This is a genomic window from Nonomuraea sp. NPDC049624, assembly GCF_040675255.1.
In the GTDB taxonomy this organism is placed as follows: Bacteria; Actinomycetota; Actinomycetes; order Streptosporangiales; family Streptosporangiaceae; genus Nonomuraea.
In genome coordinates this window covers 1-25,913 of sequence record NZ_JBFAOR010000002.1, presented here as the reverse complement: position 1 = coordinate 25,913, position 25,913 = coordinate 1, and the positions used below count along the sequence as shown (strand labels likewise).

18 protein-coding genes are annotated in these 25,913 nt (G+C 72.1%); 12 read left to right on the top strand and 6 right to left on the bottom strand.

Translation table 11 applies throughout. The annotated features are described in order from the left end of the window. The first annotated feature begins 110 nt into the window (after positions 1–110). Positions 111–3,272, top strand: coding sequence for a BTAD domain-containing putative transcriptional regulator (locus AB0J76_RS06380; protein WP_352327567.1), 3,162 nt, complete (start codon positions 111–113; stop codon positions 3,270–3,272). Positions 3,273–3,282: 10 nt separating this feature from the next. Here the strand turns inward: AB0J76_RS06380 and AB0J76_RS06375 are convergent, their stop codons facing one another. The 3 genes from AB0J76_RS06375 to AB0J76_RS06365 are packed head-to-tail and all read right to left on the bottom strand — an operon-like array spanning position 3,283 to position 5,469. Beyond that, positions 3,283–4,044 carry an ABC transporter permease gene (locus AB0J76_RS06375; RefSeq protein ID WP_352327566.1) on the bottom strand — a complete coding sequence of 254 codons (762 nt, stop codon included), beginning with the start codon at positions 4,042–4,044 and terminating at the stop codon, positions 3,283–3,285. Then, positions 4,041–4,952 carry an ATP-binding cassette domain-containing protein gene (locus tag AB0J76_RS06370; RefSeq protein WP_352327565.1) on the bottom strand — a complete coding sequence of 304 codons (912 nt, stop codon included), beginning with the start codon at positions 4,950–4,952 and terminating at the stop codon, positions 4,041–4,043. The genes AB0J76_RS06375 and AB0J76_RS06370 overlap by 4 nt, the downstream gene beginning before the upstream one ends. Positions 4,953–4,956: 4 nt before the next feature. Then, on the bottom strand, positions 4,957–5,469 hold the full coding sequence (locus AB0J76_RS06365; protein WP_352327564.1) for an Lrp/AsnC family transcriptional regulator: 513 nt from the start codon (positions 5,467–5,469) through the stop codon (positions 4,957–4,959). Between the two features lie 94 nt (positions 5,470–5,563). On the opposite strand from AB0J76_RS06365, the gene AB0J76_RS06360 reads away from it, so the two are divergent. The 6 genes from AB0J76_RS06360 (at position 5,564) to AB0J76_RS06335 (ending at position 15,729) form a co-directional block, all read left to right on the top strand. Next, positions 5,564–6,256 (top strand): nitroreductase family protein, encoded by a 693-nt coding sequence (locus AB0J76_RS06360; RefSeq protein WP_352327563.1) that lies wholly within the window; start codon positions 5,564–5,566, stop codon positions 6,254–6,256. 72 nt (positions 6,257–6,328) lie between these two features. After that, positions 6,329–8,158, top strand: coding sequence for a M14 family metallopeptidase (locus AB0J76_RS06355; protein WP_364388978.1), 1,830 nt, complete (start codon positions 6,329–6,331; stop codon positions 8,156–8,158). 508 nt (positions 8,159–8,666) lie between these two features. Further along, a complete protein-coding gene (locus AB0J76_RS06350; protein WP_352326097.1) occupies positions 8,667–10,487 on the top strand; it encodes a glycosyl hydrolase family 18 protein in 1,821 nt (606 codons plus the stop codon). After that, positions 10,484–12,172: a carbohydrate-binding protein gene (locus tag AB0J76_RS06345; protein ID WP_352326095.1), complete on the top strand. Its 1,689-nt coding sequence runs from the start codon at positions 10,484–10,486 to the stop codon at positions 12,170–12,172. The genes AB0J76_RS06350 and AB0J76_RS06345 overlap by 4 nt, the downstream gene beginning before the upstream one ends. 75 nt (positions 12,173–12,247) lie before the next feature. Continuing rightward, positions 12,248–13,906 (top strand): carbohydrate binding domain-containing protein, encoded by a 1,659-nt coding sequence (locus tag AB0J76_RS06340; RefSeq protein ID WP_352326094.1) that lies wholly within the window; start codon positions 12,248–12,250, stop codon positions 13,904–13,906. Then, the gene (locus AB0J76_RS06335; RefSeq protein WP_352326093.1) at positions 13,903–15,729 is read left to right on the top strand and encodes a glycoside hydrolase family 18 protein; all 1,827 of its coding nucleotides are present in this window, start codon (positions 13,903–13,905) and stop codon (positions 15,727–15,729) included. The genes AB0J76_RS06340 and AB0J76_RS06335 overlap by 4 nt, the downstream gene beginning before the upstream one ends. Here AB0J76_RS06335 and AB0J76_RS06330 read toward each other — a convergent pair. After that, on the bottom strand, positions 15,716–17,302 hold the full coding sequence (locus AB0J76_RS06330; RefSeq protein WP_352326092.1) for a molybdopterin-dependent oxidoreductase: 1,587 nt from the start codon (positions 17,300–17,302) through the stop codon (positions 15,716–15,718). The genes AB0J76_RS06335 and AB0J76_RS06330 overlap by 14 nt on opposite strands. Before the next feature lie 117 nt (positions 17,303–17,419). Here AB0J76_RS06330 and AB0J76_RS06325 point away from each other — a divergent pair, with 117 nt between their 5' ends. Continuing rightward, positions 17,420–18,763, top strand: coding sequence for a hypothetical protein (locus tag AB0J76_RS06325; protein ID WP_352326091.1), 1,344 nt, complete (start codon positions 17,420–17,422; stop codon positions 18,761–18,763). On the opposite strand, the gene erm is transcribed toward AB0J76_RS06325, so the two are convergent. Continuing rightward, on the bottom strand, positions 18,749–19,576 hold the full coding sequence (gene erm, locus AB0J76_RS06320) for an ErmE/ErmH/ErmO/ErmR family 23S rRNA (adenine(2058)-N(6))-methyltransferase (RefSeq protein WP_352326090.1): 828 nt from the start codon (positions 19,574–19,576) through the stop codon (positions 18,749–18,751). The genes AB0J76_RS06325 and erm overlap by 15 nt on opposite strands. A gap of 232 nt (positions 19,577–19,808) precedes the next feature. Between erm and AB0J76_RS06315 the strand changes: the two genes are divergently transcribed. The 4 genes from AB0J76_RS06315 to AB0J76_RS06300 all read left to right on the top strand — a co-directional run bounded on the left by AB0J76_RS06315 (position 19,809) and on the right by AB0J76_RS06300 (position 24,339). Continuing rightward, positions 19,809–20,870, top strand: coding sequence for a MoxR family ATPase (locus AB0J76_RS06315; protein WP_352326089.1), 1,062 nt, complete (start codon positions 19,809–19,811; stop codon positions 20,868–20,870). Beyond that, positions 20,867–22,642 carry a hypothetical protein gene (locus tag AB0J76_RS06310; RefSeq protein ID WP_352326088.1) on the top strand — a complete coding sequence of 592 codons (1,776 nt, stop codon included), beginning with the start codon at positions 20,867–20,869 and terminating at the stop codon, positions 22,640–22,642. Before AB0J76_RS06315 ends, AB0J76_RS06310 begins: the two co-directional genes overlap by 4 nt. Before the next feature lie 86 nt (positions 22,643–22,728). Beyond that, complete coding sequence (locus AB0J76_RS06305) at positions 22,729–23,583, top strand: hypothetical protein (protein ID WP_352326086.1); 855 nt, start codon at positions 22,729–22,731, stop codon at positions 23,581–23,583. A 36-nt stretch (positions 23,584–23,619) separates the two neighbouring features. Continuing rightward, positions 23,620–24,339 carry a DUF6597 domain-containing transcriptional factor gene (locus AB0J76_RS06300; RefSeq protein WP_352326085.1) on the top strand — a complete coding sequence of 240 codons (720 nt, stop codon included), beginning with the start codon at positions 23,620–23,622 and terminating at the stop codon, positions 24,337–24,339. Here AB0J76_RS06300 and AB0J76_RS06295 read toward each other — a convergent pair. After that, complete coding sequence (locus AB0J76_RS06295) at positions 24,316–25,341, bottom strand: AI-2E family transporter (protein WP_352326083.1); 1,026 nt, start codon at positions 25,339–25,341, stop codon at positions 24,316–24,318. The genes AB0J76_RS06300 and AB0J76_RS06295 overlap by 24 nt on opposite strands. Positions 25,342–25,913: the final 572 nt, after the last annotated feature.

The window sequence follows — 25,913 nt, the reverse complement described above, 5'->3', positions numbered from 1 at the left end:
AAAACAGGACGACGGGTGCGCGACGGTGGAAAGAGTTCATCCATGGGAGGAAACGGGCGGGGGAAAGATCTCTACCGGAGCATGTGCGCAGGCAGGGCAGGATGTGGTGGGTGCGGATATCCATCCTGGGGCCGTTGGAGGTCGAGAACGACGGGGGACCGGTCGTGGTCGGCGGTCTCCGGCTGCGCGCGCTGCTGGCCGTGCTGGCGCTCGAAGCGGGCCGTACGGTCACGGCCGAGCGGCTGATCGACGTGCTCTGGCCGCAGGAGCCGCCCGCCAACGCGGCCAACGCGCTGCAGACGCTGGTCAGACGCCTGCGGGCGGCGCTCAGGCCGGACGAGGTGATCGACAGCCGTCCCGGCGGGTACGCCCTCACCCTCCCCGCCGAGCAGGTGGACGCGCTGGCGTTCCGGCGGCTGGCGGGCGAGGACGCCGACCGGGCGCTGGCGTTGTGGCGTGGGGCGGCGCTGGCGGATCTCACGTCCGTCCCCTACTTGGCGGACGCGGCGACCGCGCTGGAGCAGGAGCGGCTGGCGGCGGTCGAGGCCAGGGCCGAGCGCCTGCTGGCGGCCGGGCGGCCGGTCGAGCTCGCCGTCGAGGTGACGGCCCACCCGTTGCGCGAGCGGCTGGTCGGGCTGGCCATGCGCGGGCTGGCCGCGTCCGGACGGCAGGCCGAGGCGCTGGAGCTGTTCGAACGCACCCGCCACCGGCTGGCCGACGAGCTGGGCGTCGATCCCGGCGCCGAGCTGCGGGCCGCGCACCTGGCCGTATTGTCCGCGGAGCAGCCTCCGGTCGTCTGGCCGAGGAGCCGGCCGAAGAGCCGGCCGAAGGGCAACGTACGCAAGCCGCGCACCAGCTTCATCGGCCGGGAGGCCGAGCTCGCACGGCTCACCGGCCTGCTCCGCGACGACCGGCTCGTCACGCTCGTGGGGCCCGGCGGCGCCGGCAAGACCAGGCTGGCGACCGAGGCGGCCCTCCAGCTGTCCACCGAACCCCGCACCGAACCCCGCACCGAACCCGCCACACCTCTGACGGCCGCAGAGGCCGGGGACCGGCGGGCGGTCGTGGCGTGGATGGTGGAACTGGCCTCGGTCAGCGACCCGGCCGGCGTGCCGGGAGCCGTGCTCGACGCGCTCGGCCTGCGCGACGACGGCCCCGGCTACCGCCCGCCCGAGGCGGCCAAGGACGTGGTCGAGCAGGTCGCCGCGGCGCTGGGCGAGCGGCCCGCGCTGGTCGTGCTGGACAACTGCGAGCACGTGGTGACGGCCGCGGCCGTGCTGGTCGAGCGGCTGCTCGACGAGTGTCCCGAGCTGCGGGTGCTGGCCACCAGCAGGGAGCCGCTCAACGTGCCGGGCGAGCGGCTGCTGCCCCTCCCGCCGCTCGAACCGCCGCCGTCGGGGGCCGGGCCCGCCGAGGCGGCGGCGTACCCGTCGGTGCGGCTGCTGGTCGACCGGGCGGCGGCGGCTCGTCCGTCGTTCGCCGTGGACGAGGGCAACGCGCCGGCCGTGGTCGCGCTCTGCCGCAGGCTCGACGGCATGCCGCTGGCCATCGAGCTGGCCGCCGCCCGGCTGCGCACGATGACGCCGCGCCAGCTCGCCGACCGGCTGGACGACAGGTTCAGGCTGCTCGACGGCGGCAGCCGTACAGCGCTGCCGCGCCAGCAGACGCTGCGGGCGGTCGTGGAGTGGAGCTGGGACCTGCTCGACGAGCGGGAACGCGTGCTGGCCAGGCGGCTCGGCGTGTTCGCCGGCGGCGCGACCCTGGAGGCCGTCGAGGAGGTGTGCGGCGGCACGGCCGACGTCCTCGGCGCGCTGGCGGACAAGTCCCTGGTGCGCCTGTCGCCCGAAGGCCGGTACTCGATGCTGGAGACCATCCGCGCCTACGCCCTGGACCGCCTGGCCGAGGCGGACGAGACCGCCGAGTACCGCGACCGGCACGCCCGTCACCTGCTCGACCTGGCCGAACGCGCGGTGCCCGAGCTGCGCACCGCCACGCAGGTGGAGTGGATCGAACGGCTGGCGGCGGAACGCGACGACTTCGCGGCGGCGCTGCGCTGGCTGATCGACCGGGGGGAGGCCGGGCCCGCGCTGCGGCTGTGCGGGGCGCTCAACTGGTACTGGTGGATGTGCGGCTACCGCCGCGAGAGCGCGGCCTGGGCCAGGCAGGCGCTCGACCTGGCGGGTGACACGCCGCCGCCGGGGCTCGCGGGGGCGTACACGTCCTGCATGTTCGCCTACGGCGTCGACGTGTTCGGGACGATCAGCAACGACCGGGCGGCCATGCTGGAGCTGTCGACCCGGATGGAGGAGCTGGTGGAGCGGGCGGTCCAGGAGGGGCCGGTGCACCCGCTGCTGCTGATCAGCAGGGTCGTCATGGCCGCGGCGGCCGGGCAGGACGAGCGGGCGGCCGCGCTGATCGGCGACTACGCCCGCAGCGACGACCTGTGGTTGTCGTCCGCCGCCCTGATGATCGGCGGCCGGATGCAGGCGGGGGGAGAGCGGGAGCTGGAACGGGCGGTCGAGGGGTTCCGCCGGCTGGGCGACCGCTGGGGGCTGAGCGAGGCGCTGCTGGGCCTGGCCGACCTGCGGGCCGAGCGCGGCGCAGGCACCGACGACCTGATCGCCGAGACCAGGTCGCTGACCAGCGAATGGATCAGCGACGACGAGTCGATCTCCACCCTGATCCGGCTGGCCCAGCTGCGCCTGCGGGTCGACGACCTGGACGGCGCGGGCGCCGACCTCGCCATGGCCAGGTCCCGGGTGGGCGAGGAGACCTCGCCGTGGACGCTGGTGATGCTCGGCCTGGGCGAGGCCGCCTACCAGGAGCGGCTCGGCGACCTGGACGGCAGCCTGGCGATCTACCGGGACATGGACGGCGTCGTCGCCGCGGCTCCCCGGGTGCCGCAGATCACCGCGGTGTACCTGACCTCCTACGGCCGGGCGCTGGCCCGCGCCGGCGACCTGGACGCCGCGCTGGCCCGGCACCGCCAGGCGCTCGACGTCCTCGGCGACGTCAGCCCGGACCGGCCGCTGTTGTCGATGACGCTGGCCGGGTTCGCGCTGGCGGCGCAGGCCGCGGGCGACCAGGAACGGGCGGCGGTGCTGTTCGGCGCGGCGTCGGCGGCCGTCCCGCAGGACACCTCGCCCGACACCACGGAAGGACGCGCGGCGGCCAGGAGGGCACTCGGCGACGAGCTCTTCGAACGCCGTTTCGCCGAGGGCGCCGCCCTGCCGCCGGCCGAGCTCTACTCGATGGTCGGCAGCACCACGTAGGAGAGCGCGATCATCGTACTTTCCTGTTGTAGGCCCGGAGGGCGAACGGGGCGAACAGGGCGAGCAGCGCGGCGGCCCAGCCGAGCGTGATCCACACGTCGGACGCCGCCAGGCCGCCCACCAGGAGACCGCGCAGCGCGCCGGCCAGGTGCGAGACCGGGTTGACGCCCATCCACCAGGTCAGCCAGCCCGGCAGGTCGGTGGCGGGGACGAAGGCGCTGCTGCCGAACGTGAGCGGCAGCAGCACGGCGGTGGCGATGCCCTGCATCGAGGCGACCGACTTGGCCACCAGCCCGATCCAGGCCGATCCCCAGCTCAGGGCCGTCACCATGAGCAGCACCAGGCCGATCCCGGCCAGCGCGCTCAGCGGATCGGTCCGCACGCGGAAGCCGACGGCGTACCCCACGGCCAGCGACATGGCGATGGTGATCAGCAGGGTCAGCAGGTCGGCCATGATGCGCCCGGCCAGCGGCGCCGACCTGGCGATCGGCATGGTCCTGAACCGGTCGAACACGCCGTTGCCGATGTCGGTGGCCAGGTTCATGCCCGTCGTGATCGTCGCCATCAACGCCACCTGGACGAGCACGCCGGGCAGCATGTACGACACCGCGCCCGCCCGGTCGCCCCCGGCCGCCCCGCCGAACAGGTAGACGAAGATGACGATCATGAAGACGGGCTGGAGCAGCAGCCCGGCGAGCTGGCCGGGGTTGTTCTTCAGGGGGATCAGGCTGCGCCAGGCGAGCGTCAGCCCTTGGGAGATTGCGGTGGTCATGAGCTTGCTCCGGTGAGTGTGCGGAAGACGTCGTCGAGGGAGGGCAGGCGCAGGGCGTGCTCGGCCAGCACGATCCCGGCGTCGTCCAGCCGCCTGAGCAGGTCGGGCGGCGCGGCCAGGTCGTGCACGGGCACGCTGAGCAGCCCGTCCACGGCCGTGGCGCCGAGGATCGAGCCGGCCTTCTCCAGGTCGGCGGCGTGCAGCGGCCGGACGTCCAGCCGGTGGCCGCCGGCCAGCGACTTGAGCTCGGCCGGCGTGCCGCTCGCCGCCACCCGGCCGCGGTCGATGACCAGCAGGTCGTCGGCGAGCTGGTCGGCCTCCTCCAGGTACTGGGTGGTCAGCAGGACCGTCACCCCGTCCGCGACCAGTTCCCTGACCACGTCCCACAGCTCGCCGCGGGCCCGCGGGTCGAGGCCGGTCGTCGGCTCGTCGAGGAACAGGATCCGGGGCCGGCTGACCAGGCTGACCGCCAGGTCCAGCCGGCGGCGCATGCCGCCCGAGTAGCCGGCCGCCGCCCGGCCCGCCGCCTCCTCCAGGCCGAACCTGGCCAGCAGCTCGGCGGCCCTGGCCCGGGCGGCCGTCCTGGACAGGCCGAGCAGGCGGCCGACGAGCACGAGGTTCTGGGTGCCGGTCAGCTTCTCGTCGACCGAGGCGTACTGGCCGGTCAGGCCGATCAGCTCGCGGACCTGGCGGGCCTGGGTGACGACGTCGTGCCCGCCGACCGTGGCGTGGCCGGCGTCGGGGGCGGCGAGGGTGGCCAGGATGCGGACGGCGGTGGTCTTGCCCGCGCCGTTGGGGCCGAGCACGCCGAGCACGGTGCCGGTCCTGACCCGCAGGCCGACGCCGTCCAGCGCGGTCTTGTCGCCGTACCGCTTGACGAGCCCTTCCGCTTCGATCGCGTAAGTCATGCCCCTACGGTCGCGGAGGGGGCTGGCAGCCGCCTGGCAGCTGCCTGTCAGCCGCCGCCAGCGGCTGCACCCGGTGCGGCACCACGGTGGACAGCGCGATGACGGTGGTGCTCCGGCGCACGCCGGGGATCGTCAGCATCCGGTCGATCACCCGCTGGACGTGCTCGTTGTCGCGGCCCGCGACGCGGCACCAGACGTCGCCGGGACCGGTCACGATGCAGGCTTCGAGCAGCTCGGGGATGGACTCCAGGGTCCTGGAGATGTGCTCGCGGGCGGCCTGCTCGACCTCCAGGGTGGTGAACGCCTGCACCGGGTAGCCGAGCGCGGCGGGGGACAGGTTCGGGCCGTAGTCGATGATCACGCCGTCCGCGGCCATCCGGTCCAGCCTGGCCTGTACGGTCCCCCGCGCCACCCCGAGCAGCCGGGCGATCTCCAGCAGCCCGCTGCGCGGCCGGTCGGCGACCAGTCGCAGGACGCGCAGATCCAGATCGTCGAGCCCGCGGCGACGTGCCGGCATATTCGCCTCCCAAAAGCCGATTCGGCTGTCAGATCGGCAGCATACGGCGAGCGGTGTTGTCAGACCCGCCGGTCGTGCCGAGACTGCGGATCTTATGGAGCACCAGTTTCCGTTCGTCCCCTACCGGCCCGAACGTTACGACGCCGACGAGATGATCAAGCGCGGGGAGGAGTTCCACGCGCTGGCCGACCGGCGGCGCAGCGTGCGGTTCTTCAGCGACGAGCCGGTGCCGTACCGGTGCGTCGAGCTGGCCGTGCGGGCGGCCAACACCGCGCCGTCGGGCGCGCACCAGCAGCCGTGGAAGTTCGTGGTGATCGGCGACCCGGAGGTCAAGCGACGCATCCGCGAGGCCGCCGAGGAGGAGGAACGCCGCAACTACGAGGGCGGCAGGCTGCCGCAGGAGTGGCGCGAGGCGCTGGCCCCGCTGGAGACGACCTCCGACAAGGGCTACCTGGAGGTCGTGCCGTGGCTGGTGGTGTGCTTCGCCGAGAAGTACGGCGTGCGCCCCGGCGGCCGCAGGGTCAAGCACTACTACGTCAACGAGAGCGTCGGCATCGCCTGCGGCCTGTTCATCACTGCCCTGCACGCCATGGGCCTGTCCACGCTCACCCACACCCCCAACCCGATGGCCTTCCTCAGCGAGATCTGCCGACGCCCGGCCAACGAGCGGCCCTACATCCTGTTCCCCGTCGGGTACGCCGCCCCCGACGCCGAGGTGCCGGATCTTGCCAGGAAACCGCTGGAAGAGGCCCTGGTCCGGTTCGACGGAAAATTGGGCCTTTCCTAGGGCACCCATCGTCTTCACTCTCAGTTCAGGTGCGGGTCAAACCCCCAGTCCCGCGCGGGCGAGGAGGACGAGGTGAAACGCCGATTACTCATTCTGCTGGCGGTCCTGAGCATGGTCAGCCTGACCGGCATGACCGGCGCCGGGGCCGGCGCGGAACCACCGGCGAACAAGCAGTACCGGGTCGCCGGCCCGGCCGACGCGCGCCAGCGCAGCGCCGTGGCGGCGACGGGCGCCGCCATCGAGGACGTGCAGCCGAACTCGGTGCTGGTCACCGCCACGGCGGCCGAGGTCGCGGCCATCAGGCGGCTCGGCTACCGGGTGACGGAGGCCCCGCGCCCGGCGCCGCCGGACGCCGTCGGGACGTTCGACTTCCCGCCGTCGGACTCCGGCTACCACAACTACGCGGAGATGACGGCCGAGATCAACACCCTGGTCGCGGCGCATCCGGGGATCATGAGCCAGAGCACGTTCGGCACCTCGTACGAGGGCCGGCCGATGCGCCTGGTCAAGATCAGCGACAACGTGGGCACGGACGAGGCCGAGCCCGAGGTGCTGTTCACCGCCCACCAGCACGCCCGCGAGCACCTCACGGTCGAGATGGCGCTGTACATCATGCACCTGCTGACCGACAACTACGGCACCGACGCCAGGATCACGAACCTGGTCAACACCCGTGAGATCTGGATCATGCCGGACCTCAACCCGGACGGCGGCGAGTACGACATCGCCAGCGGCACCTACCGTTCCTGGCGCAAGAACCGGCAGCCGAACTCCGGCTCCTCCTCGGTCGGCACCGACCTCAACCGCAACTGGGCCTACCAGTGGGGCTGCTGCGGCGGCTCCTCGGGCTCGACCTCCAGCGAGACCTACCGCGGCGCGAGCGCCGAGTCGGCCCCCGAGGTCAAGGCGGCGGCCGACTGGGTGCGCAGCCGGGTCGTCGGCGGCGTGCAGCAGATCAGGACCAACCTCGACTGGCACACCTACAGCGAGCTGGTCCTGTGGCCCTACGGCTTCACCTACGACGACACCGCGCCCGGCCTGACCCAGGACGACCGCGACGCCCACGCCACCCTCGGCCAGAACATGGCCGGCACCAACGGCTACACGCCCGAGCAGTCCAGCGACCTCTACATCACCGACGGCACGATCGACGACTGGATGTGGGGCCAGTACAAGATCTTCAGCTTCACGTTCGAGATGTACCCGGTCGGCGCGAGCCCCGGCTTCTACCCGCCGGACGAGCAGATCGTCCCGCAGACCACCCGCAACAAGGAGGCCGTGCTGCGCTTCCTGGAGTACTCCGACTGCGTCTACCGGATCATCGGCAAGGAGTCCCAGTACTGCGGCACCGGCACGCCGCCGGTGACGGTCTGGTCCGACACGTTCGAGACGGCGACCGGCTGGACGGTGAACCCGTCCGGCACCGACACCGCCACCACGGGCGCGTGGGAGCGGGGCGACCCCGAGGCGACCACCTCCTCGGGCGCCAAGCAGCTCGGCACCACGGTCAGCGGCACGAACGACCTGGTGACCGGCCGCCTGGCGGGCGCCGCGGCCGGTGACTACGACCTCGACGGCGGCGTCAGCTCGATCCAGTCGCCGCCGATCACGCTGCCCTCGACGGGCACGCTGAGCCTGTCGCTGTCGTGGTACCTGGCGCACGGCTCGAACGCCTCCAGCGCGGACTACTTCCGGGTCCGCGTGGTCGGCGGCACCACGACCACCGTGGTGCAGCAGGCCGGCGCGGCCACGAACCGCAACGGCGCCTGGGCCGTGGCGACGGCCGACCTGACCGCCTACGCGGGCCAGACGGTCCGCATCCTCATCGACGCGGCCGACGCCTCCGGGGCCTCCCTGGTGGAGGCCGGCGTGGACGACGTCAAGATCACCCAGCAGCCCTGACCCGATCGTCGCGCCCCCTCGTCCGGACCCCGGTCCGGGCGAGGGGGCGCTGCCGTCGGCTCCGGCACCCCGCGTTTCGGCACGTCACGGGCCGTCACGTGATTGGGTCTTGTAAGCACAGGGTGTCAAGGCTACGATCGCGACAACTCTTAGGAAACTTTCCTAAAAGAAATCATGGATCGGATGGCCCATGACTCGCTCGCCGCCCGCATGACTCATCGCTGAGCTGCGGAGACATCCGCCCGAACGACCCCTTCTCCCACGCCCCCGGTGCTGCGGGCGTGCGCACCCCCCACCTTTCCCAGCCGCTGGAGCGGTCACGCGGCCCGGCCGGACGCACCGGCCCTGACTGCCGCTGCAAGCTCCGCGCGCGCCTGCCTTTCCACCGGCCTGCGCCGACACCCCCCGAAAAGGCCCGTGTCTCATCTCCACGGGCCCGTGCCGTACGGCTTGCGCTCTCACCCCCCGGTGCAAGCCGTACGGCACGCCAGAAGAACGGAAATCGACAGTGAGATTTCGCGCGATCTTCTTAGCGCTCGCGACCCTCGCACTGAGTCTCCTGGCCCTGCCCGCCCACGCCGCCGCCGCCACCGCGACCTTCGTCAAGGTCGCCGACTGGGGGTCCGGCTTCGAGGGCAAGGTCACCGTCGTCAACGGCACCACCGCCGCCCTGGCCTGGAACGTGCAGTTCGACGTGCCGGCCGGGTTCTCCATCCCGTCCGCCTGGGACGCGGTCCTGACCAGGAGCGGCCAGCACTACACGTTCACCGCGCCGAGCTGGGCCGGACCGCTGGCGGCCGGGGCGAGCACGAGCTTCGGCTTCAACGGCGCCCCGGGCAACTTCCCCGGCATCACCGGCTGCACCCTGAACGGCTCCTCGTGCGGCGGCACGACCGTGGAGGTCCCCGGCAAGCCCGGCACGGCCACCGCGACCAGCACCGACACCAGCATCACCCTGTCCTGGGGCGCCTCCGCCGGCACGGTGACCGGCTACCGCGTCTACGAAGGCGGCGCCGTCAAGGCCACCGTCACCGGCACCACGGCGACGATCTCCGGCCTCGGGACCTGCCAGAGCCACACCTACACCGTCAAGGCGTACAACTCGGCGGGCGAGTCGGCCGCCGGCGACGCCGTGACCGCGACGACCACGGGCTGCGGCACCGGCGTGCCCGGCAAGGCCGGCCCGATCACCGTGTCCGGCACGTCCCAGACCGGCGCCACGCTCAGCTGGCCGGCGGTCAACGGCGCCACCGGCTACGGGGTCCGCCTCAACGGCTCGCAGGTCGCCACGGTGACCGGCACCTCCCACACCCTCACCGGCCTGACCGCCTGCACCTCGTACTCGGTCACGGTCACCGCCTCCAACGCGGCCGGCGACGGCCCGCCCAGCGACGCCGCGGCCTTCACCACCCCGGGCTGCACCACCGACCCGCTGCCCAAGCACTTCCTCACCGGCTACTGGCACAACTTCGTCAACGCCGCGACCGAGCTGAAGCTGTCGGCCGTGCCCAACGAGTACGACGTCGTCGCCGTCGCCTTCGGCGAGGCCACCTCCACCGCCGGCGAGGTCGTCTTCTCGGTCGACCCGGGCCTTTCCACCGCGCTCGGCGGCTACACCGACGCCCAGTTCAAGGCCGACGTGCAGGCCCTGCACCAGCGCGGCAAGAAGGTCATCCTGTCGGTCGGCGGCGAGGCCGGCCGGGTGCAGGTCTCCAGCGGCGCGGCCGCCACGAAGTTCGCCGACACGGTGTACGCGCTGATGCAGAGCTACGGCTTCGACGGCGTGGACATCGACCTGGAGAACGGCCTCAACGCCACCTACATGGGCCAGGCCCTGCGGGCGCTGCGCGCGAAGGCGGGCAGCGGCCTGATCATCATGATGGCCCCGCAGACCATCGACATGCAGTCGACCGGGATGGAGTACTTCAAGCTCGCCCTGAACATCAAGGACATCCTCACGGTCGTCAACATGCAGTACTACAACTCGGGCTCCATGCTCGGCTGCGACCAGTCCGCGGCCTACTCGCAGGGGACGGTCAACTTCATGACCGCCCTGGCCTGCATCCAGCTGGAGAACGGCCTGCGCCCCGACCAGGTGGCACTGGGTCTGCCGGCCGGGCCCGGCGCCGCGGGTGGCGGCGTCGTCTCGCCCTCCCTCGTCAACCAGGCGCTCGACTGCCTGGCCAAGCGCACCAGTTGCGGATCCTTCGTGCCGCCGCGCGCCTACCCCGACATCCGGGGCGCGATGACCTGGTCCATCAACTGGGACGCCAGCAACAACTGGTCCTTCTCCAAGACCGTCAAGCCGCACCTTCAGGGGATGCCATGAGATTACGCACCAGACTGATCAGCTCGGTGGCCGGCCTGGCCATCGCCCTCACCGGGGCCGGCCTGGCCACGGGCGTCCCCACCGCCTATGGCGCCGCCGCCCAGCAGCAGCTGGCCGCCGCCTGGGCGCCGTGGACCGCCTACGCCACCGGAGCCGCCGTCACCTACAACGGCGTGGACTACGTGGCCCTCCAGGGTCACACCTCCCAGCCCGGCTGGGAGCCGCCGAACGTGCCCGCGCTGTGGAAGCAGGGCAGCGGCGGAGGCGACCCCACCCCGCCGTCGGTGCCCGGCAACCTGCGCTCGACCAGCGTCACGGCCACCAGCGCCGGCCTGGCCTGGGACGCCTCCACCGACAACGTCGGCGTGACCGGCTACAACGTCTACCGCGGCGGCACCCAGGTCGGCACCGCGACCGGCACGACGTACACCGACAACGGGCTGACGGCCTCGACCACCTACAGCTACACCGTCCGGGCCCGCGACGCCGCGGGGAACCTGTCCGGCGCCAGCAACGCGCTCAGCGTGACCACCCCCGGCGGCACCGGCGCGCCCGGCCAGCCCGGCACGGTCACCACGACCGTGACCGACACCAGCATCGCGCTGTCGTGGGGCGCCTCCTCCGGCACGGTGACCGGCTACCGCGTCTACGAGGGCGCGACCCAGAAGGCCGACGTCACCGGGACCAGCACGACGATCTCCGGGCTGAGCGCCTGCCAGAGCCACACCTACACCGTCAAGGCGTACAACTCGGTGGGCGAGTCGGCCGGGCGTGACGTCTCGGCGACCACCACCGGCTGCCCGACCGGCGGCAAGATGCCCGGCGCCCCCTACCTCTACACCGGCTGGGGCGACCCGCCCTCTCCCACCACGGTGATGAGCGCGACCGGCATCAAGTCGTTCACGATGGCCTTCATCCTGGCCAGCAACGGCTGCAACCCGGCCTGGGACGGGCAGCGCCCGCTCACCGGCGGCCAGGACGCGCAGGCCATCTCGGCCATCAAGGCAGCCGGCGGCAGCGTGCAGGTGTCCTTCGGCGGCTGGCAGGGCAACAAGCTCGGCCCGAACTGCTCCACGCCCGAACTGTTCGCCGGCGCGGTGCAGAAGGTCATCAACGCCGTCGGCCCGGCCGTGGTGGACTTCGACATCGAGAACACCGACGAGTTCGAGAACGTCACCGTCCAGGACCGCATCCTGAACGCCCTCAAGATCGTCAAGGCGGCCAACCCGAACGTCAAGATCGCCGTGACCTTCGGCACCGCGACCACCGGCCCGACCTACTACGGCACCCGCCTGATCAACCGCGCCAAGGAACTGGCGGTGCCGATCGACAACTACACGATCATGCCGTTCGACTTCGGCGGCGGCGCCAACATGTACCAGAACACCGTCAACGCGGCCGAAGGGCTCAAGAACGCCCTGAAGACCGCCCAGGGCTGGACCGACGCCCAGGCGTACGCCCACATGGGCATCTCCGGCATGAACGGCCTGTCCGACCAGCAGGAGCTCACCAACCAGAGCACCTGGACCCAGATCCGCGACTACGCCAACTCCCACGGCCTGACCAGGCTCGCGTTCTGGTCGGTCAACCGCGACCGCCCCTGCCCGGGTGGCGGCGTCGCGGAGAACTGCAGCGGCATCGCCCAGGACAACTGGGAGTTCACCAAGATCACCGCTGGCTTCTGACCCGCTGAGGCGGCCCGCCACCTCCGGGTGGCGGGCCGCACCGGCGCGCGGTCCGCACCCCCCGAAAGGACCCGCATGAGACCCCGCACGAGACTGCGCGGACCGGCGGCCACGGCCCTGGCCGCACTGGGACTCACCGTCCTGCACGCCACCCCGGCCGCCGCCGCGAACATCCTGTCCAACCCCGGCTTCGAGTCCGGCCTGAGCGGCTGGACCTGCCCGGCCGGCGCCCAGGCCGTCACCACCCCCGCGCACGGCGGCACGCAGGCGCTCCAGGCCACCCCGCAGGGCTCCGACCTCGCCCGCTGCCAGCAGACCGTCACCGTCAAGCCCGGCACCGCCTACCAGCTCTCGGCCTGGGCCCAGGGCTCCTACGTCTTCCTCGGCGCGACCGGCGCCGGCGTCAACGCCAGCACGTGGGGCGCCCCCGGCAACCAGTGGGGCCAGCTCAGGACCTCCTTCACCACCGGCGCCAACACCACCTCCGTGACCGTCTACGTCAACGGCTGGTACGGCCAGAGCGCCTACACCGCCGACGACATCGTCCTCGACGGCCCCGGCGGCCCGCCCGACACGCAGGCGCCGACCGTCCCCGGCGGCGTGGCCGTCGGCGGCCCGACCGGCACCAGCCTGACCGTGACCTGGTCGGCCTCCACCGACGACTCCGGCTCGGTCGCCCGCTACGAGGTCTCCAGGGACGAGGCCGCCCCCGTCGCCGTCGCCACGACCAGCCACACCGCGACCGGCCTCACCCCCGACACCTCCTACTCCTTCCGCGTGCGGGCCTGCGACGCCGCCGGCAACTGCTCGGCCTACTCGCCCCCGGCCGGCGGCCGCACCTCCAAGGACACCGTCCCGCCCGCCGGCGACATCAGGTACGCCCCCTACATCGACATCACGATGACCAGCCCGTCCCTGGTGGGCGCGGCGGCCGCGACCGGCGTGAAGAACTACACGCTGGCGTTCGTGCTCGGCGACAGCAGCGGCTGCAACCCGGCCTGGGGCGGCATGATCCCGCTCGCCGACACCCGGATCCTCAACGACGTCAAGGCCCTCCAGGCCCAGGGCGGCCAGGTCGTCGTGGCCAGCGGCGGCGCGGTCGGACCGTACCTGGAGCACGCCTGCGGCACCTCGGCGGCGCTGCTGGCCGCCTACAAGAAGGTGCTCGACACCGTCGGCACCAACCACCTGGACGTCGACGTCGAGGCGAGCATCGACGCGAACAAGGTCAACACCGCGCTCAAGCAGCTCCAGACCGAACGCGGCACCGTGATCAGCTACACCCTGCGCGTGCAGGGCCAGGACTACGGCGTGGACCCGTTCTCGCTGCAGATCCTCCAGGACGCCGCCGCCAAGGGCCTCGACGTGATCGTCAACCCGATGCTGATGAACTTCGGCTACACCGGCAACTGGGGCGACGCGATGACCGCCGCCGCCCAGGCCACGCTCGGCCAGATGAAGGGCGTCTGGCCGGCCAGGAGCGACGCCCAGCTCAGGCGCGCGCTCGGCGTCACCCCCATGATCGGCAAGAACGACACCGGCATGACCACCACCCAGGCCGACGCCCGCAAGCTCCTGACCTGGGCCAACAGCAACCACATCGGATTCGTCGGCTTCTGGTCGGCCGCCCGCGACAACGGCGGCTGCCCCAACGGCCAGGTCTCCCCGACCTGCAGCGGGATCTCCCAGTCCAGCTACGAGTTCACGAACATCTTCAAGGGGTTCACCGGATGACCGGCATCTTCAGGTGGCGCACCGCCGTCGCGGCGCTCGCGCTCGCCCTCGGCACGGCGGGCCTGTCCGCCACCCCCGCCCTGGCGGCCAACATCGCCGTCAATCCCGGCTTCGAGGACGGGCTGACCGGCTGGACCTGCAGCGCCTCCGCCGGCGCGGCCGCCGTCACCTCGCCCGTCCACGGCGGGACGAAGGCGCTCAAGGCCACCCCGGCCGGCGCCGACCTAGCCCGCTGCCAGCAGCAGATCAAGGTGCAGCCGTCGTCGTCGTACACGCTGTCGGCCTGGGTGCAGGGCGGCTACGTCTTCCTCGGCGCCACCGGCACCGGCGGCACCGACCCCCAGACGTGGGGCTCGCCCGGCTCGGCCTGGACGCAGCTGCGCACCACGTTCACCACCGGCGCCACCACCACGTCGGTGACCGTCTACCTCAACTCCTGGTACGGCCAGAGCGCCTACGTCGCCGACGACGTCGTCCTGGACGGCGCGCCCGGCGGCGGAGGCGGCGGCGACACCCAGGCCCCCACCGTCCCCGGCAACCTGACCGTGGGCGGCGCGACGAGCAGCTCGCTCACCGCCACCTGGTCGGCCTCCACCGACAACGTCGGCGTGGACCGGTACGAGGTCTCCCGCGACGGCGGCGCCCCGGCCGCCGTGACCGCCACCAGCCACACCGCCACCGGCCTGGCCGCCTCCACCTCCTACCGCTTCAAGGTCCGCGCCTGCGACGCCGCCGGCAACTGCTCGCCCTACACCGCCGAGGCCACCGGCACCACGACCGCCGGCGGCGGCGGGGGAGGCGGGCTGCCCAAGCGCGTCCTGGTCGGCTACCTGCACGCCTCCTTCGCCAACGGCTCCGGATACATCCGCATGGCCGACGTGCCCGCCGAATGGGACGTCATCAACCTCGCCTTCGGCGAGCCCATCTCGGTGACCTCCGGCGACATCCGCTTCCGCCAGTGCCCGGTCGCCGAGTGCCCGAACGTCGAACCCGAGGCGGACTTCGTCGCCGCCATCAGGGCCAAGCAGGCCCAGGGCAAGAAGGTGCTGATCTCCATCGGCGGCCAGAACGGCCAGGTGCAGCTCACCACCACCGCGGCCAGGGACAAGTTCGTCGAGTCGGTCGCGGCCATCATCGACCGGTACGGCCTCGACGGCCTCGACGTGGACTTCGAGGGCCACTCCCTCTACCTCAACCAGGGCGACACCAACCTGGCCAGCCCCACCACGCCCGTCGTCGTCAACCTGATCTCCGCGCTGCGCGCGCTCAAGAGCCGCTACGGCGCCAAGTTCGTGCTCACCATGGCGCCCGAGACGTTCTTCGTGCAGCTCGGCTACCAGTTCTACGGCCCGGGCCCGAACGGCTCGGCCGACAGCAGGGCCGCCTCCTACCTGCCGGTCATCCACGCCCTGCGGGACGACCTGACCCTGCTGCACGTGCAGGACTACAACTCCGGCCCGATCACCGGCCTGGACAACCAGTACCACACGATGGGCGGCCACGACTTCCACGTCGCCATGACGGACATGCTGCTGGCCGGCTTCCCGATCATGGGCAACCCCAACAACGTGTTCCCGCCGCTGCGCCAGGACCAGGTGGCCATCGGCCTGCCCGCCTCGCCCAACGCGGGCAACGGGTTCACCACCGTCGCCGAGGTCCAGAAGGCGTTCGACTGCCTGGCCAAGGGCAGCAACTGCGGCACCTACCGGCCACGCGGCGTCTACCCGAACCTGCGCGGCCTGATGACCTGGTCGATCAACTGGGACAGGTACAACGCCTTCGAGTTCTCAAGGAGCCACCGGGCCTACCTCAACGGCCTGTGAACGGCCGGACGAGCTGGGTGGGCTTGAGCGGCACCCCCAACCCCGGCGGACGGTAGGTCGGCAGCGCCTCGCCGTACTCGTGCATCCAGGCGTGGTCGACCAGCAGGCGCATGCGCCCGTCCGCCGGCGTGCCGTCCGGGTCCGCCCGGGACGTCCGCCCGGCCAGCCGGGCCACCGCCTCGGCCACCAGGCCCGCGTCCGGCGGCGCGAGGTCGCACTGCTCGTCGGGGCCGATGAGCAGATCGACCTCCGGCGGCAGCGGGTAGATCGGCCGGGGGATGGCCAGCACGCGCGGCGAGGGAGCCATCGGCCACCCGTCGCGCACCGCCTCCAGCAGCACCGACCGCGACGTGCGGCGCGCGAACAGGCCCTCGCACAGCGCCCAGCTCAGCGCGCCCACGTCGGCGCGGTCCTCGCCGCAGGCGTGCAGGCACAGGTACGGCACCAGCGGGATCCCCGCACCGCCCGCCGGCTGCGCCCACCCGCTGCCGCACCCGGTCAGCACCAGCAGCGCCAGCATCGCCCGGTAGGCGGTGTCGGCGTGCGGCGTCTCCAGCCGGCCCGGCACGATCATGCACCGCCCGCCGGTCTTCTCCGCCGTCACGCCCAGCTCCCGCGCCGTCTTCACCGTCCGCGAGGCGGCCACCCCGGTGTAGATCTCCTGCCAGCCCGGCGTGTACGGCTCCCGGTCCCCGTACCCCTGCGGCCACACCCCGGGCAGCCCGTCCCGCGCCACGCCGTAGGCGGCCAGCAGCAGGTCGAACACCGTGGTCACCAGCTCGCCGCCGTCCCTGACGACCGGCACGCCGCGCCGCAGCACGCCCGGCCCGAAGTCGAAGCGCGGCAGCAGCACCTGCACCGCCTCGCCGCCGTACACGCTGAGCCGGTCGCAGGACCGGCCGAGCAGCCCGCCCGGCACGTACGCGTCCTCGCGCTCGCGCAGCCGCACCAGGAACGGCAGGTCCGTCCGCTCCATCGCGTGCGCGGCGAACGGCGGCCGGTCCAGGAAGAACTCCTTCAGCAGCACGTGCCCCATCGCCATCGCCAGCGCGCCGTCCGTGCCCGGCCGCACGACCAGCGTCTCGTCGGACAACCGGGTCGGGTGGGTGCCGATCGCCACCACCTTCTGGCCCTTGTACCGCCCGGCGATCACCCAGGGCGTGTCCGCCGTCCGGGCCAGCCGGTTGTTCTCCCCCCACAGCAGCACGTACGCCGCCCGCGCCCAGTCATCGGCGCCCGGCCCCGTGAACCGCGGCCCGAGCACCTGCTCCGACGCGCACGGATGCTCGGTCAGCAGCGCGCCGCCCAGCCCGTCCACCACGCCCGCCAGCGGCGACGTCGCCAGCGCCGCGACCCGGTCCGCGCCGTGCTCCGCCGCCGTGTGCACGATCGCCGCCGCCGCCAGCTCGGCCGCCGTGGCGTCGTCCAGCGGGACGCGCCGCTCGCCGCGCCGCGCCTGGTAGACCTGAGAGTTGCCTGTGAGTTTCGCCCAGGCCGCGACCGGGTCACGGACCCCGTCCCTCACCTCGAAGTAGAGCCTGACCAGTGCCTGGTTGACCTGCGATCCCCCCATGGAAAAAGTTCAACACAGACAGTCATGTTCTATCGCCTTACGTGTCCGCATGTCGGGGATAAGAATTGGAAGCCCAGGTGGCGGCACTCAGATTGTTACGGCAGGCTAGGGGCCGCCATGGATTACGCAGTTCTCACGGGGGTCGTCCTCGTCACCGGTGTCGTGCTCGCCCTCGTCGCCCAGTGGCGCGACTGGCGGCCGCCACTCTACGTCGCCGTGCTCGTCGGCATCGCCGTCCGCATGCTGATCATGTACACCTCCGCGATCGACTCATGGCAACCCGTCGACTTCATGGAGAGCTTCAAGCCCGCCGGCGAGGCGGTGCTGCAGGGCAAGGACCCGGTGCTGGCCAGCGAGGGCGGCTGGCACTTCCTGCCCACCATCCCCTACGTCTACGGCATCCTGCTGTGGCTCGGCATCCCGTGGGAGTACGCCGGCCGCCTGGTCACCGTCGTCGCCGACATCGTGCTGGTGCCGCTGGTCGGCAAGCTGGCCGGCGGCCCCAAGGCGTCCCTGCGCGCCTTCCAGTACGCGCTCAACCCGCTGGCCGTGCTCATCGCCAGCGTGCACGGCCAGGTCGAGCCGGTCGCGCTGGTGTTCGGCGTGGCCGCGTTCGTGGTCGCCCGCGGGCCCGGCGCGCCCGACCGTCCCGGCGCGACCGTCGACGTCGCCGGCCTTCGCGCCGCGGCGCGCCGCCCTGTCGCCACGCTGCGCCGCGCCCTCACGCCCGGCTCCGACGACCGCGCCGACCTGCGGCGCGCCATGCTGGCCGGGCTGCTCATGGGCCTCGCGCTGTGCGCCAAGAGCTGGCCGATCTGGCTGATCCCCGGCATGCTGCTGCTCCTGCCCCACCTGCGCGCCAGGATCGCCGCCCTCGTCATGACCGGCATCGTCCCGGTGTTCTTCCTGCTCACCTCGCCGATCTTCGCGGGCACCACGCTCGACGAGATCCCCGCCGTCATCCGTACCATCCAGGACATCCGCCCGATCGTCGGCGAATGGGGCTACAGCCCGTGGTTCACCGGCGGCGACTGGGCCCTGATGCCGGGGCTGGCCTCGTTCGGCACGAAGCTCATCTACGTCAGCGTCGTCGCCGTCCTGCTGCTGTGGCGGCGGGCCGACCCGATCGACCTGACCACGGCCATCCTGCTGGTCTTCATGGTCATGACGCCCCGCCTCGGCGCCCAGTACCTGCTGTGGTTCATGCCGTTCCTGGTGGCCAGGCCCACAAGGTGGGCCTGGCCGGCCATCGTCGGCACCTCGTTCTGGGCCGCCTACGGCTACCTCTACATGACGCAGTTCGGCGTCAACGACTGGTGGTACCTCCACCGCGACTGGTCACGCGCCTCCATCGTGCTGCTGCCGGTGCTGCTGCTGGCCATGCCCTGGGTCCGCCGCGTCTCGACGGCCCAGGACAGAGTCGCCGCCGTCCCGGCGAAGATCACCTCAACGGCGCTCTAGCCGCCGCCACAGGCTCACCCACTGGTCCGGGTGCACGTGGCCCACGACGGCGTCGCGGGCCACGCCCGCCTCGCCGAGCGCCGCGTCCACCCCCCGGTAGCGCGGGCGCAGGGAGGCGCGCACCGAGCCGCCGACCCCGCCGAACCCCAGCTCGACCAGCTCCAGGTAGCTTCCACGATCGCTCACCAGCGGCTCGGGCCGCCGTTGCACGCGAAGGATCGCCGAGTCCACCGACGGCACCGGACGGAAGCTCTCCCTGCCGATCGTGTCGCCGAGCCGCCAGTCGAACCACGGCCACGACGACACCGTGACCAGGCTCCACCGGCCGTAGTCGCCCGTGCGCTTGCGCGCGTACTCCCGCTGGGTGAGCAGCGTCGCCGAGGTCAGCTCGCGCGCCCGCAGGCACCAGTCGACGATCCTCGACGTGACCGAGTACGGGATGTTGCCCACGACCGCGAACGGCTCACGCGGCGCCCGCGCGGCCGTGAAGTCGCCCCTGACCACCACGATCCGCGGATCGTCACGCGTACGCGAGGCCAGCCGCCCGGCGAGCCGGGGATCGAGCTCGTAGCCGATCACCCGCGCCCCGGCCTCGGCCAGCGCCAGCGTGAGCACGCCCGGCCCGGAGCCGGGTTCGAGCACCAGCCCCTCCGGCGCCGCCGCCTTGATCATCAGCTCCACGGCATGCCGGTCGGCCAGGAAGTTCTGCGAGAGCTCACGCCTGAGCCGGTCGGCGGGCGTACGACCGCCGCCGCCGTTCCTGACGTTCTTCTGGGTGTGTGAATAGTTTCCGTGCGCGAAGTTCTGCGCCACAGCACTGCCCTTTCGGGTCCTCGAGATGAACAGGTCTCGAAGGGCCCCGGGCGCGCCGGCGGACGCGCGGTGTCAGCCGTCCGCTAGCGGGCCAGAGCCCGGCCGCGGCGGATGCGGATGAACACGGTGCAGAACATGGAACACATGGCGCCGACAGTAGGCCGGACGGCGCCACCAGGGCAAAGGATTAAATGTGATGCGGGGGAACGCCCGGTTCGTCACCCTTGGAGGCATGCAGGCAACGGTCACCGTCACCCCTGCGCAGCTTCCCGAGGTGCTGCTGCACGTCGCCGTGGTCCGCCCGGTCTTCCTGTGGGGCGCCCCCGGCATCGGCAAGAGCTCGCTGGTACGCGAGTTCGCCGGCTCGCTCGGCCTCGACTGCGTCACCCTGCTCGGCACCCAGCTCGCCCCCGAAGACCTGATCGGCGTGCCCGAGCTGGTCGGCGGGCGCAGCCGGTTCGCGCCGCCGGAGTCCATCGCCCGCGACGAGCCCTACTGCCTGTTCCTCGACGAGCTCAACGCCTCCGCGCCCGAGGTGCAGAAGGCGTTCTACTCGCTGATCCTCGACCGCCGCATCGGCACGTACGAGCTGCCCGCCGGCTCGGTCGTGATCGGCGCCGGCAACCGGGCCACCGACAACGCGCTGGCCCGCCCGATGGCCTCGGCCCTGATCAACCGCCTGGTCCACGTGCACCTGCGCGCCTCGGCCGACGACTGGCTGAAGTGGGCGGCGGCCCACGGCATCCACCCCTGGATCGTCGACTACCTCGTCCAGCGCCCCGACCACCTGTGGAGCCCGCCGCCCAAGACCGAGGAGCCGTTCTCCTCGCCGCGCGCCTGGCACATGCTCTCCGACGTGCTCACCTCCTACGGCGACGACGTCGGCGACGAGACCCTCGCGATGCTCGCCTTCGGCACCCTCACCACCGCCCACGCCTCCGCCTTCCGCGCCTACGTCAGGACCGTCCGGCACGCCTACGACCTCGACGCCGTGCTCAAGGGCGAGGCGCCCTGGCCGCGCCGCCCCGAGGAGCGCGACCTGCTCTACTTCCTGGCCGAGACCTTCCGCGCCCGCCTGGTCAAGGAGCTGCCCGCCGACAAGCGCGGTGCCTCCGCCCGCGGCCGCGACCTCGGCTTCCGCGCCAAGACACTGCTCGTCGAGCTGGCCGAGATCTCCCTCGAATGCGCCCAGCTCGTCATCGCCAACGACGCCGACGGCGCGCCCGCGCTGCCCACCTGGTTCCTCGTCGAGATCGGCAGGGACGTGCCCCGGCTCATGGCGGCCCGCTCGTGAGCCGCCGCAAGCCCAAGGCCGACCCCTGGCGGGCCGAGGTCATGAACGGCTGGGCCGCCGTCAAGGGCCACCCGCTGTTCGCCGGCCTGCACGGCACCCTGCTGGAGGCGGCCGACGGCCGGCTGCCGCCCGAGACGTGGGCCGTCGTCAGCGAGGACGGCGACGTCACCTTCCACCCCAAACGCCGCGCCCCCGCCGCGGAGTGGGCATGGGTCTTCGCCCACCTGCTGCTCCACCTGGGCTTCGGCCACGCCGACCCGCGCGCCTGCGCCCCCAAGGACGTCGACGGCGACCTGCCCGACCCCGCCTACCACGCCGCCTGCTGCCTGGCGGTCGACCGCTTCCTGCGCACGGTCAAGATCGGACACTGTCCCGCGCCGCTGCCCGCCGAGCTGCCCGAGGAGGACGAGGTCACGCTCTCCGAACGGTGGCGCAGGGCCGGCGTCCCGCCCCCGTTCCAGCCGCTCGGCCCCGCCGACTTCCACATCGGCACCGAGGAGGACGCCGAGCACTTCGACTTCCAGCGCGGCTTCGCGATCGGCGTCGCCTGGTCCGCGACGTCCGCGCTCGACCGGGCCGGCGCGCCGCGCACCCCCGTCGAAGGCCACGTCAAAGGCCCCTGGGACGGCGCTCTTCGCTGGTTCATGTCGTCGTACCCGCTGCTCGGCGCGCTGGCCGCGGGCATGAAGATCGTCGCGGACGCCGAGCTGGCCAGGGCCTGGGACATCTCGATCGCCGCCGTCAGCGCCGAGGCGGCCGAGATCTACGTCAACCCGCTGGCCACGCACACCGAGCACGAGTGGCGTTTCGTGCTCGCCCACGAGATGCTGCACGCCGCCCTGCGGCACGGCGAACGGGCCGGCATGCGCGACCCGTACCTGTGGAACGTCGCCTGCGACTACGTGATCAACGGCTGGCTGGTCGAGATGGGCGTCGGCGAGATGCCCGAAGGGCTGCTGTTCGACCAGTCGCTCGGCGCGATGTCCGCCGAGGCCGTCTACGACCGGATCGCCGGCGACCTGCGACGCCTGCGCAAGCTGGCCACCCTGCGCGGCCGCGGCATGGGCGACGTGCTCGACCGCCCGGCACGCCAGGCCCGCGGCTACGTCGACCTCGACGACTACTACCGCAACGCCCTGTGCACCGGCCTGGCCTACCACCACTCCAGCGGGCGCGGCCTGCTGCCCGCAGGTCTCGAACAGGAGATCCGCGCGCTCGAACAGCCGCCCCTGCCCTGGGACGCCCAGCTCGCCCGCTGGTTCGACGAGCACTTCCAGCCCGAGGAGTCGCGCCGCTCGTACGCCCGCGCCTCCCGCCGCCAGGCCGCCAGCCCCGGCATCCCGCGCCCCGGCCGGGTACGGCCCGAGGAGGTCGTCCGCAGGAAGACGTTCGGCGTCGTCCTCGACACCTCCGGCTCCATGGACGTCAAGCTGCTCGGCAAGGCACTCGGCGCCATCGCCTCCTACGCCGCCGCCCGCGACGTGCCCCGGGCCAGGGTCGTCTTCTGCGACGCCACCGCCTACGATGCCGGCTACCTGCCGGTCGAGGACATCGCCGGCCGGGTCAGGGTGCGCGGCCGGGGCGGCACGATCCTCCAGCCCGGCGTCAAGCTGCTCGAACGCGCCGATGACTTCCCGCCCGACGGCCCCATCCTGCTGATCACCGACGGGCAGTGCGACGTGCTGCGCATCCGCCGCGAGCACGCCTTCCTGGTGCCCCAGGGCGCGCCGCTGCCCTTCCGGCCGCGCGGCCCGGTCTTCTTCATGAAGTGACCCGCGGACGCGTCCGATTTCGACAAGACCCGTCCCCGCCCTCGGCGGTAGCGTCGCCGGACACGGCTCTCTCGACGGAAGCGGACATGGACACACTCGACCGAGCGGCACAATTCCTGCGACTCCACGGCAGGCTCATCGACAGGCTGAGGTTCGAGGCCCTGTTCGCGGGCGGCTCCCGCGCCCGCGTGCTCGACGCCCTGCGCTGCTACCAGAACGCCGACGGCGGCTTCGGCAACGCCCTGGAACCCGACCTGCGCGGCGCCGCCAGCCAGCCGCAACCGGTCGAGGTCGCCTTCTGGATCCTCGACGAGCTCGACGCCTTCGACTCGCCGATGGTCGCCGCCGCCTGCGACTACCTGGCGGGCATCACGGCCGCCGGGGGCGGGGTGCCGTTCGTGCTGCCGTCCGTCCGCGACATGCCGCGCGCGCCCTGGTGGCAGGCCCCCGACGACCCGCCCGGCGACCTCAACCCCACCGCCGCGCTCGCCGGACTGCTGCACAAGCACGGCGTCACCCACCCCTGGCTCGGGCCGGCCACCGACTTCTGCTGGTCGCGCATCGCCGGGCTCACGCAGACCACTCCGTACGAGGCCCGCGCCCTGCTCGTGTTCCTCGAACACGTCCCCGACCGGGAGCGGGCCGTCACCGAGTTCGCCCGGCTGCGCGAGGCCGTCCTGGCCACGGTCGCCTTCGACCCGCACGCCGAAGGCGAGGTGCACCACCCCCTCGACTTCGCGCCCGCGCCGTCGGCCCTGCCCCTCTTCGACGCCGCCACCCTCGACCTCCACTTGGACGCCCTGGCCGCCGCCCAGTCCCCCGACGGCGGCTGGCACCCGAACTGGAACACCTGGACCCCGCTGACCGCCCACGAATGGGCGGGCCACCTGACCCTGGCGCGCCTGAGCACCCTGCACGCGTACGGCCGCCTGCCCGCCTGAGCCGATTCTGTCGGCCGGGTCGCGTACGTTGGAGGCATGTACGCGGAACGGCACCCGGGCGACGCTCTCTCCGGCCGTGTCGCCTGCGTGTGGCACCAGGTCAGCGAGGGCGAGACCACGCAGCTCGTGGTGCCCGACGCCTGCGTCGACCTCATCTGGGGGCCCGGCGGCCTCTTCGTGGCCGGCCCCGACACCGGCCCGGTGCCCACCCCGATGGCGGCGGGCGACGCCTACGTCGGCATCCGCTTCAAACCCGGCGCGGCGGGCGCCGTCTTCGGCGTCCCGGTCCACGAGCTGCGCGACCGCCGCGTCCCGCTCGCCGCCCTGCCCGCCCTCGCCGTCCCGCCCCCGCTGGCCGACGCGGCCATGGCGCCCGACCCGGCGGCGCGGCTCGCGGCCATGCGCGCCGCCGTCCTGACCCGCCTGCGCGAGACCCCCGCCCCCGACCCGGCCGCGCCCGCCATCGCCGGCGCGCTGCGCATGGGCCGCAGCGTGCGTGACGTCGCCTGGGCCATCGGCCTCAGCGAACGCCAGCTCCACCGCCGCAGCGTCGCCTCCTTCGGCTACTCGCCCAAGACCCTCCAGCGCGTCGTCCGCTTCCAGCACGCGCTCACCCTGGCCCGCGCGGGCGTGCCAGCGGCGGAGGCGGCGGCCCGCGCCGGCTACGCCGACCAGGCCCACCTGTCCCACGACGTGAAACGGCTGAGCGGCGTCCCGCTGGGCCGCCTGCTCTCACCCGTCCGGCATCTTGCCTGACACCAGCGCCTGCGCCCACTTCGCGCTCGGGTCGCTGTCGATCAGCACCGCCCGCGCCAGCAGGCTGAGCGGGATCGCCAGGATCGCGCCGAGCGGCCCCAGCATGAACGTCCACACGATCAGCGACAGAAACGTCATCGTGGTCGAGAGCCCCACCGCGTCCCCCAGGAACTTCGGCATGATGAACGACTGCGTGACCACGTTGATGACGATGTAGGCCACGACCACCAGCACCATCGTCTTGACGCCGCCGTGCAGGAGCGCCAGCAGGGCGGGCGGCAGCAGCCCGATGACGAACCCGATGTTCGGGATGTAGTTGGCGATCAACGCCAGCACCCCCCACAACAGCGGCAACGGCACGTCCAGCAACGACAGCACGATGACGTCGAGAACCGCGTCGATCAGCCCGAAGACGGTCGAGACGATGAGATACCGCCGCGTCTTGTGCGCGAACGTCGCCAGCGCCGTCACCAGCTGCGGCCGGTTCCCCTCGCCGGTGGTGAGGATGCGCGCCGTCACCGGCGCGTCGATGCACATCGCCAGCAACAGCACCACGATCAGGAACAGGCTCGACAACACGCCGATCAGGCTCCCGAGCAGGCTCTGCGCCAGCCCCAGCATCCGGCCGGGATCGAACGCCTGCACCGCCTTGGCCAGCACGTCGTTGCCCAGCCCGTGGGTGGCGGCCCAGTGCTGCGAGGCCGCCAGCAGCTCCTCGAACTGCTTGGCGTACGTGGGCAGCAGCGAGGCGAGCTGGGTGACGGAGATCGTCAGGATCCCCACCATGCCGAGCAGCACCAGCACCACGATCAGGAACGGCACCGCCACCTGCACCCATATGGGCGCCCGCCGCGCCGTCAGCCAGCTGCGCACCGGCGCCACGGCGATGACCAGCACGAGCGCCAGGACGACGGGCCCGACGATGGAATTGACCTCGCGCAGCCCGAACAGGGCGATCACCGCGCCGGCGATGCCCACCAGGAGGATGAGTGCTCTCGGCACGGATTGATCTCGCACGGCGGAATACCTACCCACCATGCCTTGCCGGCGTGTGGCGGGCCGCCGATTTGACGGTTCTGGGGACCGTACATAGAGTTCACCAGTCCCACGGGGAAGGCGTTGATCGCCGGACTCACTCGGGGGCCACCTCCAGACACTGCCACTCCGGCGGACGTTCGCGTCCAACGGAAGGTCGATTCGACAAGAGTCGGGCTTGGGAGTAAGTTAGAGGGGTTGTCCCGGAAGCGGGGCGCGACTTAATTCCAGCAGGTCGAGCAAGTCCGGTCAATTTGACAGAGACTTGAACGGCTGAAAGAATTAAGACACAACGAAAGAACGCAAGACGAGATGAACGCCTCCGAGCGGGGATCCGGGAACGGGTTCTAGTGAGGAAGTACGCGTCCGTTTCTTGAGAACTCAACAGTGTGTTAAAAGCCAGTGCATGAAACACATGCATAACCCCGTCCAAATCTTCGGATGGACGGATTCCTTTTTGGTTGGGATTCAACCACTTTTCCAAGCATTGTTTGGAGAGTTTGATCCTGGCTCAGGACGAACGCTGGCGGCGTGCTTAA